Raw genomic sequence first — 12,293 nt, 5'->3', positions numbered from 1 at the left:
GGCGTGTGCCGGCTCACGCCGAGTTTCAGCACGGCCGGCGCCAGGGAAAGGGACGGCCATGCAACCCGAACCGATCACCCAGGCCGAGTACGAGTCGCAGCTCAACCGGCTGCACGAGCGTCGCGAGGAGCTCGAGGAGTCGGAGACCACCCTCACCTCGCACGACCACGGCGGCGGCCTGCCCGCCGACGAGCAGAACCGCCTCGCCCGGGTGCGCGGCGAGATCGCCGACGTGCTGCAGCAGATCGGCGACCTGCAGGACCGCTGGGCCGACACCGGGCACGCCAAGCCGGACCCGGACGGCGCGCTGGGCGAATAGTCAGCCCACCCGGCGGTAGTCCGCGAACACCACCTCGTGGCCGGTCTGGAAACCGAGCCGTTCGTAGAGCCGGATGGCGGCCGCGTTCTCGGCCGCCACGTGCAGGAACGGCAGGTCACCGTGCTCGAGGATGCCGGCCGCGACCGCCATAGTGAGGCGGGCGCCGAAGCCCTGGCCGCGGAACTCGGGATCGGTGCAGACCGCACTGACCTCTGTCCAGCCGGGCAGCCGGAACCGCTCGCCGGCCATCGCAACCAGCCGGCCCTCGTGGCGGATGCCCAGATAGTTGCCGAGCTCCACGGTGCGCTTGCCGAACGGGCCGGGCTTCGCCCGGGAGACGAGGTCGAGCATCTCGGGCACGTCGGTCTCGGTCAGGCGGACTGCGGCGGGGTCGTGCACGCCGGTCATGGTGTGGCCGACCATCTGGACGCCGGGGATCACGGTCACCGGTTCCCAGCCGGCCGGCGGACGGAGCGCCGGGGCGGTGAGGGCGGCTTGATCGGTCAGCGTGGCCAGGTCGGCCCAGGCCGACGGGTCGGCCGGGTCGGCGACGGCGCACCAGGGCGCGACGTCGGACCGGTAGCGGGCGGCGTCACCGGACGCCTCGGCGAAGCAGGCCTGCGGCCCGGAGAGGGCGGCCCATACGGGATTCTCGAGCACACCGAGAACCCTGCCGCCTACTGACCGTTATTGCCAGTGAATGAACCGAAATTCAGGCTGCGGGCGACATGACGCCGGGCTGCGGCCGGGCCGTGATCTCGTGCGGCCACACCGGCTTCGAGAAGAGGTAGCCCTGGCCGTACGGGCATCCCATCGCGGCCAGTTCGGTCCGCTGCCCCTCGTGCTCGATGCCCTCGGCCACCACGGCCAGGTCGAGGTTGCGGGCCAGGGTGACGATGGCGTCGACCAGCGCCCGCTGCTGCTCGCTGCCGAGCACGTCGTCGATGAAGGACTTGTCGACCTTGAGCACGTCGACCGGCATCTGGCGCAGGTAGCTGAGCGACGAGTACCCGGTGCCGAAGTCGTCGATCGCGATCCGGACGCCGAGCGCCCGCAGCTCGCCCAGGTCGTGCCAGACCTGGTCGGCGTCGCGCAGCAGCAGGCTCTCGGTGATCTCGAGCAGCAGCCATTCGGGGCGGGCGCCGCTGTCCTCGAGGGCCTGGCGCACCTGGTCGACGAAGCCGGGCGTGCGGAACTGGCGGGCCGAGACGTTGACGCTGACGTACTTGAGGGTGGTGCCGGCCCGCATGCTGGTGAACTCGTTCAGCGCCGCGCGCAGCACCCACCGGCCGATCTCGACGATCGCGCCGCTCTCCTCGGCCACCTCGATGAAGTGGTACGGGCCGAGCAGGCCGCGGACCGGGTGCTGCCACCGGATCAGCGCCTCGACCCCGACCATGGTGCTGTCGTCGAGGTCCACGATCGGCTGGTACATGAGCGCGAACTGCTCGTCGTCGATGGCCTCGTGCAACGCCGTACGGGTCTCGAGCCGCTGCACCATGGCGGTGTGCAGCTCGCCGCGGTAGCGCTGCCAGGTGCCCTTGTCGTCGCCCTTGGCCTGGTACAGCGCCAGGTCGGCGTGGCGCAGCACCTCGGTGGCCGACTCGGCGTCGCGGTTGGTGGCCACGCCGACGCTGGCCGCGCCGCTGACGATGTGGGTGCCGCCGATGCCGTCCGAGACCTCCACCGGTACGGCCAGCGCCCGCACGATCTCGGCGGCCAGCTCCTCGGCGCGGGTGGCGTCGGGGCTCTGCTCGATCAGGATGGCGAACTCGTCGCCGCCCATCCGGGCCGCCGTGTCGGCCACTCCGATGATCTCGGCGATCCGCTCACCCACGCTGACCAGCAGCTGGTCGCCGACGGCGTGCCCGAGCGTGTCGTTGACGTCCTTGAAGTCGTCCAGGTCGACGAAGAGCACGGCGATGGTGGCGTCGTCCCGGCCGGCCACGGCGAACGCCTGCTCGAGCCGGTTGCGGAACAGCACGCGGTTGGCCAGCCCGGTCAGGCCGTCGTGGAACGCCAGGTGGGACAGGTCGCTCTCGAGGCGGCGCTGGTCGGTCACGTCCCGGATGGTCAGCACGAGGCCGCGTACGGTCGGGTCCTCGCGCAGATCCCGGCCGGTGCACTCGACCTGGAGCAGCCGCCCGTCGGCGCACAGCACGGCCAGGTCGGTCGCCTCGTGCTGGTCGTGTCCGTCGCGGATCGCGGCCAGGGCGTCGTGCAGGGCGGTGTGGTGGCTGAGCGCGATCAGCGACTCGAGCGGCGCGCCGGTCAGGTCGGGGTGGCCGAGCACGGTGTCGGCCGACGGGCTGGCGTAGGTTATCCGGTCGTCGCCGTCGACGATGAGGATGACGTCGGACGCGTTCTGGATGAGTGTGCGGAAGTAGGCCTCGCTGTCGCGCCGGCTGACCTCGCGGGACAGGCCGATGCGCTGCATGACGACCTCGATCTGGGCCACGAAGGCCTCGATCGACGGCATCAGCTCGCGCAGCACCGGCCCGGGGCCGCCGAGCAGCCAGATGCCCGTCCGGTTGTCGCCCGGCACCGGCACGGTGGCGCACAGGAAGTGGGTGAAGTCGCCGGCGGGCAGGCCGGCGGGCAGCTCAGCCGCGGTGAGCAGCCGCAGACCGGGCTCGACCGGCGCGTCCGGGTCGCAGGCCAGCGTGAGTTCGAACGGCGTGTCGGGCGGCATCAGGGTGGCGACGCCGTCGCGGATGGCCTGGAGGGCTTCGGGCTCGGTGGTGGCGGCGAACAGCGTGGCGCCGGCCTGGTGCAACGCCCGTTCCCGGGCCCGGGCCCGCCGCTGGGCGTCGGCCAGGCCGTTGACCCGGGCCAGCACCAGCAGGAACATGAGGGCCGCGGCGGCCGCGATGACCGGCGCGTCGACGACCCCGCCGCGGGCCACCTCGACCTCGTGGCCGTTCATCCACTCGACGTACAGGGTGGCCGGGGCGATCAGCGCCGCCGTGGCCATCCAGACGATCCGGCTGGTGCCCAGCTCGGCCCCGACGTGCTGGGGCAGCTTCTCGGTGAGGTCCCGCATCGACGGCATGAGGGCCGTCCAGCCGGTGACCGCGTAGAAGACGATCCAGCCCAGGTCGACCGGCCCGCCCAGCGACCAGGCGCTGTTGAGCACGGACTGGCCGTAGAAGATGTCGCTGATCAGCAGGCCGACGATCGCGACGACGATCCCGGTGAGGGCCGGGGGCCGCCGGCCGGGGGTGGTGAGCATGCGCAGGGTCACGGCCAGGGCCAGGACGTCGCCGAGGGGGTAGCCGATCGACACCAGCTTCTCGAGGAAGCTCAGCTCGTGGGAGCGGGTGAACGGCGCGATCCAGTAGACCCAGGCGAGCAGGCCGAGGCCGACGGTGGGCACGAGCGCGTCGAGCAGGGCGGCCCGGTTGCTGGCGCCGCCCCGGGACCGTACGAAGAGCAGGAAGGCGCCCGTGATCAGCGGGTAGACCAGCAGGTAGAGCAGGTCGGCCGGACCCGGGAAGGCCGGCTCGTGCCCCAGCCACAGGATCAGGTTGTAGACCGTGTCGCCGGTGACGAAACAGACCAGCCCGGCCGCGATGAGGTACCACGGCAGGCGGCGGGCGGGGCGGTTCAGGCGTACGCCCCAGACGACCGCGGCCGCGCACGAGTAGCCCAGCAGGGCCCACGTGACCAGGTGGCTGCCCGGGAAGGCGTAGTAGAACGCGGCGAGCACCACGATCCAGGCGCCGAAAGCGGCGCGAGCGGTTCGCGTCGTCATCGGTCCTCCTCGCCTCGCCGCACCAGCCCGTCCCCGTGTTTGATCGGGCTCTCGGGCCCGGGCCTGAGTGAATGGTCGGATCTCCCGCCCCGGGCAGCGGAGATCGTCACGCTATGGTCGGTATCGGCCGATTTCTGGACGGTGCGGGTGCACACGCTTCGGCCAGAGGATACGGCTCGACGGGCGCGTCATGCGGCACACACTAGATCCCGGGTTGGACCGGCATCGACGGGGAACCGGTCAATTCGTGACCACGGATCAGTCGACGCGCTGGAAGGCGCTCACCGTTGCCCTGGTAGCGGGCTTCATGACCTTGCTCGATGTGAGCATCGTCAACGTCGCGCTGCCCTCCATCCGCAACGAGCTGGACCTGAGCTCGGCCGAGCTGCAGTGGGTGCTCTCCGGCTACGCGCTGACCTTCGGCCTGCTGCTCGTGCCGGCGGGCCGGTTCGGTGACGCCCGCGGCCGGCGGAACGTCTTCATCGCCGGGCTGATCCTCTTCACCCTGGCCAGCGCCGCGGCCGGCCTGGCCCCGTCGGCGCTGTGGCTCGTCGTGGCCCGGCTCGTGCAGGGCGCGGCCGCCGGCATCGTCAACCCGCAGGTCTCCGGCCTGATCCAGCAGATGTTCGAGCCCCGGGAGCGCGGCCGCCCGTTCGGTCTGCTCGGCGCGACCATCGGCGTCTCCACGGCGGTCGGACCGCTGCTCGGCGGCGTCCTGATCGCGGCGATCGGCCCCGCCGACGGCTGGCGCTGGATCTTCTTCCTGAACATCCCGATCGGCGTCGTCGCGGTGTGGCTGGGCAGCCGGTGGATCCCCACCGGGGAGCAGAAGCGGCAGGAGAGCCTGGACCCGGTCGGGGTCGCCCTGCTCGGGATCGGTGTGACGCTGGTGCTGCTGCCGCTGGTTCAGGAGCGCGAGTGGCAGGGCTCCTGGAAGTGGCTGCTCGCGGCGGCCGGGCTAACGGTCCTGGTGGGCTTCGTGCTGTGGGAGCGGTCCTTCAACCGGACGCGGACCGCGCTGGTCGAGCTGGGCTTGTTCAAGGTGCGGTCGTACGCGTTGGGCGCGCTGATCGGGCTGCTGTACTTCGCCGGCTTCACCACGATCTTCTTCATCTACACCCTCTACCTGCAGAGCGGGCTGGGTTACAGCGCGCTCGAGGCGGGCCTGGCCATCACGCCGTTCGCGGTCGGCTCGGCGGTGGCAGCGGCCGTGGGCGGCCGGTTCGTGAACCGCTTCGGCCGGCACATGGTGGTAGGCGGCCTGATCGCGGTCATCGCCGGTCTGGTCGCCACGGACGTCGTGCTCGACGCGGTGCCCGGCTCGGGCGGCGGCTGGGCGGCTGCCCTCCCGCTGCTGGTGGCGGGTGCGGGCAGCGGCTTCGTGATCAGCCCGAACCAGACGCTGACGCTGGCCGAGGTGCCGGTGGCCCGTGCGGGCAGCGCCGGCGCCGTTCTGCAGACCGGTCAGCGCATCGGCACGGCCATGGGCATCGCCGCCGTCGGCTCGCTGTTCTTCAACCGCCTGGCCGCCGGTCAGGGCGACTGGGGTTCGGCCTTCCGGGGCGCCCTGTGGCTGACGGTCGGCTTCGTCGTGGTGGCGCTGGTGGCCGCCCTGGCCGACGTGCTGACCGCGCGCGGCCGGCAGAACGACGCTGTCCCCACCACCCGTTCGTCCCACGCGTAGACATCAAGGAGCGAGGACTCGGCGGACGGCGTCGGTGACCCGGCCGGCGTCGCCGGTGGCGAGGACGTCGAGCAGGGCGCCGCGCAGGACGGCCAGCACCGCTGTGCGGTGGGCCAGGCCGGCGGGGGAGTCACGCTCGCCCGGTGGCTGGGCTCTCGCGAGCACGTCGAGCCAGTCGCTCACGGTCTCGGCCGCGAATCCGGCCCACGGGCCGTCGGTGGCGCCGAGCGAGCGGGCGTAGGCCTCCACCCACAGGCGCAGCAGGGACGCGTTCGCCGGGTCGGCGAGCCACTCCCACACGGCGAGGCCGGCCGCGTCGGCGCCGTCGGGAAGGCGGCCGTCGACCGAGGCGAGCTCGTCGGCGCGGGCCCGGGCCAGCAGGGCCCGGATCAGTCCCTCCTTGCTGCCGAACAGGAAGAGCAGCACGCGAGGGCTCGATCCGATGGCCGCGGCGACGGGCCGGAGCGACATCTCGGACAGGCTGGTCCGGCGGACGTAGGCGTACGCCTTCTCCAGAAGCTCTTCCCGCCGCTCGCCCGACACGAGGCATAGTATGCCAACTGAAACAGTCGTTTCAGTTGGAGGTGGCGACGGTGATCCGGGAACTGGGACAGCCGGGGGATCTCGGCTGGGTGGTGCTGGCCCACGGCGAGCTGTACGCGGCGGAGTGGGGCTGGGGCGCGTCGTTCGAGGGGCTCGTGGCGCGGATCGTGGCCGACTACGCCGCCGCCCACGACCCCCGGCGCGAGGCGGCGTGGATCGCCGAGGTCGACGGGCGGCGTGCCGGCTGCGTGCTGTGCGTGGACGGCGGGGACGGCACGGCGGTGCTCCGCGTGCTGCTCGTGCACCCCGACGCGCGCGGGCACGGCGTCGGCGGGCACCTCGTCGACACGTGCGTCGGCTTTGCTCGGAAGGCCGGCTATCGGCGCGTACGGCTGTGGACCACCGACCGGCAGGCGGCGGCGCGCAGGATCTACCTCTCCCGCGGCTTCGCCCTGACCGACGCGGCGCCGCACCCGGGCTTCGCCGGCGAGGCGGTCACCGGAGAGACCTACCTGCTGACGCTCTAACCGGCCAGCGCGTCGACCAGGCGCTTGGCCGAGGAGGCGAGGTTCCAGCGGTCGGCCAGCGCCAGCAGCGCGTCCGGGTCCTTCGGGGCGCGGGGCCGGGCCGGGTCGAACTCCGGCAGCTTCACGTCGAGCGCGACCTTGCACACCGGCAGGGCCTTGGCCAGGTAGTCGCGGGCGTCCTCGAGCTTGGTCCGCAGGCCCGGGGCGAAGCCCGCGTCGGGGTCGTCCAGCGCGGCCAGGATCTCGTCGACCCCGCCGTACCGCATGACCAGCCGCGCCGCCGTCTTCTCGCCGACGCCGGCCACCCCGGGCAGGCCGTCGCTGGCGTCGCCGCGCATGGCCGCGAAATCGGCGTACCACTTGGCGGGCACGCCGTACTTCGCCTCGACCAGCGCGTTGTCGGCGTCCTCGAGCTTGGCCACGCCGCGGCCGCAGTAGAGCAGCCGGGTGCCGCGCTCGTCGTCGACCAGCTGGAACAGGTCGCGGTCGCCCGAGACGACCTCGACCGGGCCCGGTTGGCCGGCGGCCAGAGTGCCCAGCACGTCGTCGGCCTCGTAGCCGTCGACGCCGAAGGCCGGGATCCCGACCGCCTTGAGCACCTCGAGCAGCACCGGGATCTGTTTCTCGAGGGCCGGCGGGACCACCTCGACGTCGCCGTGGGCGACCCGGTGCTTCTTGTACGACGGCACGAGCGCCACCCGCCAGGCCGGGCGCCAGCTGGCGTCGAGGGCGCAGACGATCCGGTCCGGGTGACGCGTGCGGATCAGCTGGGCCAGCATGTCCATGAAGCCGCGGATCGCGTTCACCGGCTCCCCGGCGCTGGTCTGCGCGGCCTTCTCGGGGATGCCGTGGAAGGCGCGGAAGTAGAGGCTGGGGGCGTCGACGGCGAGCAGCGGCTGTGCGGTCACCGTGCCACCATACTGACCGCCCGTCGCGCCGCTGCCCTAACGACCGTTAAGCTGACCGTCGTGACGGTAGATCGCATGCTCCCGACCGAAGAAGCACACGACCTGCTCGCCCTGACCGAGGAGCTCTGCGACCGCGAGCTCGCCGGCAAAGCCGACGCCTACGAGGCGCGAGCCGAATTCCCCCGTGAGGTGATCCGCACGCTGGGCCGTTCCGGTCTGCTCGGCCTGCCCTATCCCGAGGAGGTGGGCGGCGCCGGCCAGCCCTACGAGGTCTATCTGCAGGTGCTCGAGACGCTCGCCGGCCGCTGGCTGGCCGTCGCCGAGGCGGTCAGCGTGCACTCCCTGGCCTGCTACCCGGTCTACGCCCACGGCAGCGAGCGGCAACGCAAGTCGCTGCCCGACATGCTCGGCGGCGAACTGCTCGGCGCCTACTGTCTGTCCGAACCGCAGGGTGGCAGCGACGCCGCCGCGCTGGCGACCAAGGCCGTGCGCGAGGGCGAGGAGTGGGTGGTGACCGGCACCAAGGCCTGGATCACGCACGGGCGCGACGCCGATTTCTACAACATCTTCTGCCGTACGGGGGAACCGGGCCCCCGGGGCATCTCGTGCCTGATCGCCGACGCCGGCACGCCGGGCCTCCAACCCCAGAAGGCGGAACGGGTGATGGGCCTGCGCTCGTCGGCTCCGTCGCAGATCGTCCTGGACAACTGCCGCCTGCCGTCCGACCGCCTCGTGGGCGCGGAGGGCAGCGGCTTCGCCATCGCGATGGAGGCGCTCGACGCCGGGCGGCTCGGCATCGCGGCCTGCGCGGTCGGGCTGGCCCAGGCCGCGCTCGACTACGCCGTGGCGTACGCGAGGGAGCGCGAGCAGTTCGGCCGCCCGATCGCCGAGTTCCAGGGCCTCGGGTTCATGCTGGCCGACATGGCGACGCAGGTCTCGGCGGCCCGCGCGCTGCTGCTGTCGGCGGCCCGGCTCAAGGACGCGGGCCGTCCCTTCTCGACCGAGGCGGCCAAGGCGAAGCTGTTCGCGACCGACGCCGCGATGCGGGTCACCACCGACGCCGTGCAGGTGCTGGGCGGGGCCGGCTACGTCAGCGACCACCCGGCTGAGCGGTGGTTCCGCGAGGCCAAGGTGCTGCAGATCGTCGAGGGCACCAACCAGATCCAGCGCCTGGTGATCAGCCGCGCTCTGGTCAAGGGGGTGTGACCCGGGCGCGTCACGGGTGCGGGCGCGCCCGGAAACGACCATGCTGGTCGCCATGGAGAACATCGAAGGTGTGACGGTCGCGGTGGTCGGCTCCCAGATCGAGGCCGACCTGGCCGTCGGCCTGCTGCGCAGCAACGGATTGCGGGCGGTCGCGATCGCCGACGACGCCGGCGGTCTCGACCCCGCCCTGGCGGTCACCGACGGCGTGCAGGTGCAGGTCAACCCGGAGGACGAGGCGGCCGCCCGGCAGCTGCTGGCCGACACCGAGAAGGACGCGTCGTAGCGGCGGACCGGTTGGGTAGGGTGGCGCCCGTGGAAGAGATCGACCGGGCGATCGTGGGCGCCCTCACCGCGGACGGCCGCCTGTCCTACACCGACCTCGCCGAGCGGGTCGGGCTGAGCGTGTCGGCCGTCCACCAGCGGGTGCGCCGTCTCGAACAGCGTGGCGTGATCGCCGGTTACACGGCCAAGGTCTCGTTCGAGGCGCTCGAACTGCCGCTGACCGCGTTCGTGGCGATCCGACCGTTCGACCCGTCCCAGCCCGACGACGCGCCCGAGCGCCTGGCCCACCTCCCCGAGATCGACTCGTGCTACTCGGTCGCCGGCGAGGACTTCTACATGCTCCTCGTCCGGGTGGGCAGCCCGGCCGACCTCGAGCGCCTGCTGCAGGAGATCCGCACCGCGGCCAACGTCACCACCCGCACGACGGTCGTGCTGTCCACGCCGTACGAGAACCGGCCGCCCCGCATCGCCCCGGGCGCCGCCCCGGCCGAGGTGCACTGAGGCCTCAGCTCAGCGTCGCCCGGGCGCACTCGGTGACGTAGGGAAGCGTGAACTCGGTGCGGCCGACCAGATCCGGGTGGGTCGCCATGAGCCGGCGCACCTCGCTGAGCAGGGCCGCCCGCTCGTCCGGCTCCAGCAGGATCACGTAGCTGCGCGACGACACCATGTCGATCAGGCGCTCCGGGCCGATCAGCTCGGTCCACTCGAAGGTCGCCGTCTCGACCGGGCCGAACGGGGCGCCCACCGTGGTGTCGCGGTCCTGCTCGGGGCGGCCGATGATCTCGCCGAGACGCCGGACCCAGCCGGCCCGTTCGTCGCGCACGTTCCACACCAGGCCGAGGCGACCGCCGGGGGAGAGGATCCGGGCGATCTCGGGCACGGCGGCGACCGGGTCGACCCAGTGCCAGGCCTGCGCGACCAGGACGGCGTCGGCCGAGGCGTCGGGCAGCGGGATCTGTTCGGCGCTGCCCAGCACGGCGGGCACCCCGGGCGCGGCGAGGCGCAACTGGTCCAGCATGCCCGCGGACGGTTCGACGGCGGTGACCGGCAGGCCGCGGCCGGCGATCTGGCGGGTCAGCTTGCCGGTGCCGGCGCCAAGGTCGATCACGCGGGGACGTCCGCCGGGCAGCAGCCAGTCGAGGGCCTGCGCCGGGTAGGACGGCCGCCCTCGCTCGTAGGTCGCGGCGGCCGGTCCGAAGGAGTTCGCGTGTGCAGCGCGATCAGTCACAACGGCGATCTTATATATCAACCTCGGACTAGGTTCCTAGGATGCTGGGCCGGTTGTGTTTCGGGGCACGGACGGACGGGCACCCCTGAAGCACGCCGAAAAACCACGGAGGTTCGAGAGCAATGAGCTTCACCGACAAGGTCAAGAACGAGGCGGAAGAGCTTTCCGGCAAGGCGAAGCAGGCCGTGGGCCGGGCCACCGACAACGAGCGTCTCGTCGCCGAGGGGCAGGCTCAGGAGACCGGGGCGCACGCGAAGAAGGCCGGCGAGCACGTGAAGGACGCCGGCAAGGACGTCCGCGACGCCTTCAGCTGACAGTCGACGCGCAGAAGGGGCCCCCGAGCGGGGGCCCCTTCTGTCATGCCGCGGCTTCCTGCTTGCGCCACCAGTCCTGACCGGACTCGGGCAGCGTGTCGATCGGGTCGTAGTAGGCGTACAGCTTCGACAGCGCCTCGTCGTCGTCCTGCTCGATGGACGTGCGGTAGTTCTTGGTCCAGTACGAGATGCCGTGCTCGCGGTCGTACTCGGACACCATGTGCACCCACCGCTTGCCGACGAAGGGCACATCGCAGACGATCCGCGGGGTCGCGTAGCCGGGGAGGTAGCCCATCATGTCGTGCTGCAGCTGCTGGGCGTGCCACACCGGCACCCGCCAGTGCTCCGCGTTCGGGATCATGTCGCACATGTAGAAGTAGTACGGCAGGATGCCGGCCTCGCCCTGCAGCCCGAAACAGAGGTCGAGCAGGTCGGCCGTGGTCGCGTTGACGCCGCGCATGAGCACGCCCTGGTTGCGGACGTCGCGCACGCCGACCTCGAGCAGCGTCTGCGTGGCCTTGGCGACCAGGGGGGTCAGCGAGTTCACGTGGTTGACGTGGGTGTGCACGGCCAGGTTGACGCCCCGCCGCTGGGCCGTGATGGCCACCCGGTGCAGGCCCTCGACGACGTCGGGCTGCAGCCAGTGCTGGGGCAGGCCCATCAGCGCCTTGGTGGCCAGCCGGATGTCGCGGACCGTCGGCACCGAGAGCAGGCCCATCAGGTACGCCTCGAGCTGCTTCCACGGCACGTTGGCCACGTCGCCGCCGCTGACCACCACGTCACGTACGCCGGGGTGGGCCTTCAGGTAGGCCAGGTGGGCGTCGTACCGGTCGACCGGCTTGAGCGACAGCTTGAGCTTGTCGACCGTGGGCGTGCTGTTGCCGACGAGGTCCATGCGCGTGCAGTGCCCGCAGTACTGCGGGCAGGTGGAGAGCAGCTCGGCCAGCACCTTGGTGGGGTAGCGGTGGGTGAGGCCCTCGGCGACCCACATGTCGTGCTCGTGCAGCGAGTCGCGGGTGGCGTGCGGGTGCGACGGCCAGTCGAGGTGGCGGTCGGTGGCGACCGGCAGCATGTAGCGGCGGATCGGATCCGCGTAGAACGACTCCGTGTCGGGCGCCCGGTCGGGGACCATGGTGTTGAGCATCTGCGGCGGGATCAGCATCGACATCGTGGCCAGGCGCTTCTGGTCGGTCTCGAGGTCGGTGTAGAAGCTCTCGTCGAGCAGGTCGCCCATGAGGGCGCGCAGCTGCTTGATGTTCTTGACGCAGTTGACCCGCTGCCACTGGGCGGACTGCCACTGCGCCTCGGTCACGTCGCGCCAGCCGGGGAACCGGGTCCAGTCCGGCTCGACCAGGGGGCGGCGGTGGTATTCGTACGGCTGTCCGGCGGGCTGGGTCAACGGGGCCTCCCTGATCGATCGTTCGGACAACATCACGCTACTGGAGGATTTCCGGCCTAGAAACCATCTGCCCGTAGGATTTACGGTAGACATGCGGTCCCAGATCTACGAATTGCTGTGAAAGGTGGG

13 protein-coding genes are annotated in these 12,293 nt (G+C 71.7%); 7 read left to right on the top strand and 6 right to left on the bottom strand.

All coding sequences use genetic code 11. The annotated features are described in order from the left end of the window. Window positions 1-58 precede the first annotated feature (58 nt). Complete coding sequence (locus KXC43_RS19790; protein WP_221377568.1) at window positions 59-319, top strand: hypothetical protein; 261 nt, start codon at window positions 59-61, stop codon at window positions 317-319. On the opposite strand, the gene KXC43_RS19785 is transcribed toward KXC43_RS19790, so the two are convergent. Together KXC43_RS19785 and KXC43_RS19780 are read right to left on the bottom strand one after the other, a co-directional pair. Beyond that, complete coding sequence (locus KXC43_RS19785) at window positions 320-979, bottom strand: GNAT family N-acetyltransferase (RefSeq protein ID WP_221377567.1); 660 nt, start codon at window positions 977-979, stop codon at window positions 320-322. Window positions 980-1,031: 52 nt separating this feature from the next. Further along, window positions 1,032-4,073, bottom strand: coding sequence for a putative bifunctional diguanylate cyclase/phosphodiesterase (locus KXC43_RS19780; RefSeq protein ID WP_221377566.1), 3,042 nt, complete (start codon window positions 4,071-4,073; stop codon window positions 1,032-1,034). 247 nt (window positions 4,074-4,320) lie between these two features. Between KXC43_RS19780 and KXC43_RS19775 the strand changes: the two genes are divergently transcribed. Then, window positions 4,321-5,757, top strand: coding sequence for an MFS transporter (locus KXC43_RS19775; protein ID WP_308129157.1), 1,437 nt, complete (start codon window positions 4,321-4,323; stop codon window positions 5,755-5,757). Between the two features lie 3 nt (window positions 5,758-5,760). On the opposite strand, the gene KXC43_RS19770 is transcribed toward KXC43_RS19775, so the two are convergent. Further along, the gene (locus tag KXC43_RS19770) at window positions 5,761-6,300 is read right to left on the bottom strand and encodes a TetR/AcrR family transcriptional regulator (protein WP_308129156.1); all 540 of its coding nucleotides are present in this window, start codon (window positions 6,298-6,300) and stop codon (window positions 5,761-5,763) included. 50 nt (window positions 6,301-6,350) lie between these two features. Between KXC43_RS19770 and KXC43_RS19765 the strand changes: the two genes are divergently transcribed. After that, window positions 6,351-6,827 (top strand): GNAT family N-acetyltransferase, encoded by a 477-nt coding sequence (locus tag KXC43_RS19765; RefSeq protein ID WP_308129155.1) that lies wholly within the window; start codon window positions 6,351-6,353, stop codon window positions 6,825-6,827. Here KXC43_RS19765 and KXC43_RS19760 read toward each other — a convergent pair. Further along, window positions 6,824-7,735, bottom strand: a complete 912-nt coding sequence (locus tag KXC43_RS19760; RefSeq protein ID WP_251802289.1) for a 5'-3' exonuclease — start codon at window positions 7,733-7,735, stop codon at window positions 6,824-6,826. The genes KXC43_RS19765 and KXC43_RS19760 overlap by 4 nt on opposite strands. A 60-nt stretch (window positions 7,736-7,795) precedes the next feature. Here KXC43_RS19760 and KXC43_RS19755 point away from each other — a divergent pair, with 60 nt between their 5' ends. Genes KXC43_RS19755 through KXC43_RS19745 form a run of 3 tightly spaced genes read left to right on the top strand, consistent with a single transcriptional unit; the run spans window position 7,796 to window position 9,724 of the window. Further along, window positions 7,796-8,941, top strand: a complete 1,146-nt coding sequence (locus KXC43_RS19755; RefSeq protein ID WP_221377563.1) for an acyl-CoA dehydrogenase family protein — start codon at window positions 7,796-7,798, stop codon at window positions 8,939-8,941. Between the two features lie 52 nt (window positions 8,942-8,993). Then, a complete protein-coding gene (locus tag KXC43_RS19750) occupies window positions 8,994-9,224 on the top strand; it encodes a hypothetical protein (protein ID WP_221377562.1) in 231 nt (76 codons plus the stop codon). A 29-nt stretch (window positions 9,225-9,253) separates the two neighbouring features. Beyond that, window positions 9,254-9,724 carry an Lrp/AsnC family transcriptional regulator gene (locus KXC43_RS19745; protein ID WP_221377561.1) on the top strand — a complete coding sequence of 157 codons (471 nt, stop codon included), beginning with the start codon at window positions 9,254-9,256 and terminating at the stop codon, window positions 9,722-9,724. A 4-nt stretch (window positions 9,725-9,728) separates the two neighbouring features. Here KXC43_RS19745 and KXC43_RS19740 read toward each other — a convergent pair whose 3' ends face one another. Next, on the bottom strand, window positions 9,729-10,451 hold the full coding sequence (locus KXC43_RS19740) for a class I SAM-dependent methyltransferase (protein ID WP_221377560.1): 723 nt from the start codon (window positions 10,449-10,451) through the stop codon (window positions 9,729-9,731). A gap of 122 nt (window positions 10,452-10,573) precedes the next feature. Here KXC43_RS19740 and KXC43_RS19735 point away from each other — a divergent pair, with 122 nt between their 5' ends. Continuing rightward, complete coding sequence (locus tag KXC43_RS19735; RefSeq protein ID WP_221377559.1) at window positions 10,574-10,765, top strand: CsbD family protein; 192 nt, start codon at window positions 10,574-10,576, stop codon at window positions 10,763-10,765. Between the two features lie 43 nt (window positions 10,766-10,808). Here the strand turns inward: KXC43_RS19735 and KXC43_RS19730 are convergent, their stop codons facing one another. Next, the gene (locus KXC43_RS19730; RefSeq protein WP_221377558.1) at window positions 10,809-12,197 is read right to left on the bottom strand and encodes a KamA family radical SAM protein; all 1,389 of its coding nucleotides are present in this window, start codon (window positions 12,195-12,197) and stop codon (window positions 10,809-10,811) included. Window positions 12,198-12,293: the final 96 nt, after the last annotated feature.

The organism is Paractinoplanes polyasparticus (assembly GCF_019710575.1).
Taxonomy (GTDB): domain Bacteria; phylum Actinomycetota; class Actinomycetes; order Mycobacteriales; family Micromonosporaceae; genus Actinoplanes; species Actinoplanes polyasparticus.
This window is presented reverse-complemented; position numbering and strand designations above follow the sequence as displayed.

Excerpts from the sequence above, each read along its gene's own strand:
- KXC43_RS19790 (WP_221377568.1), top strand. The coding sequence starts at position 59 with ATGCAACCCGAACCGATCACCCAGGCCGAGTACGAGTCGCAGCTCAAC.
- KXC43_RS19780 (WP_221377566.1), bottom strand. The coding sequence starts at position 4,073 with ATGACGACGCGAACCGCTCGCGCCGCTTTCGGCGCCTGGATCGTGGTG.
- KXC43_RS19750 (WP_221377562.1), top strand. The coding sequence starts at position 8,994 with ATGGAGAACATCGAAGGTGTGACGGTCGCGGTGGTCGGCTCCCAGATC.
- KXC43_RS19735 (WP_221377559.1), top strand. The coding sequence starts at position 10,574 with ATGAGCTTCACCGACAAGGTCAAGAACGAGGCGGAAGAGCTTTCCGGC.
- KXC43_RS19730 (WP_221377558.1), bottom strand. The coding sequence starts at position 12,197 with ATGTTGTCCGAACGATCGATCAGGGAGGCCCCGTTGACCCAGCCCGCC.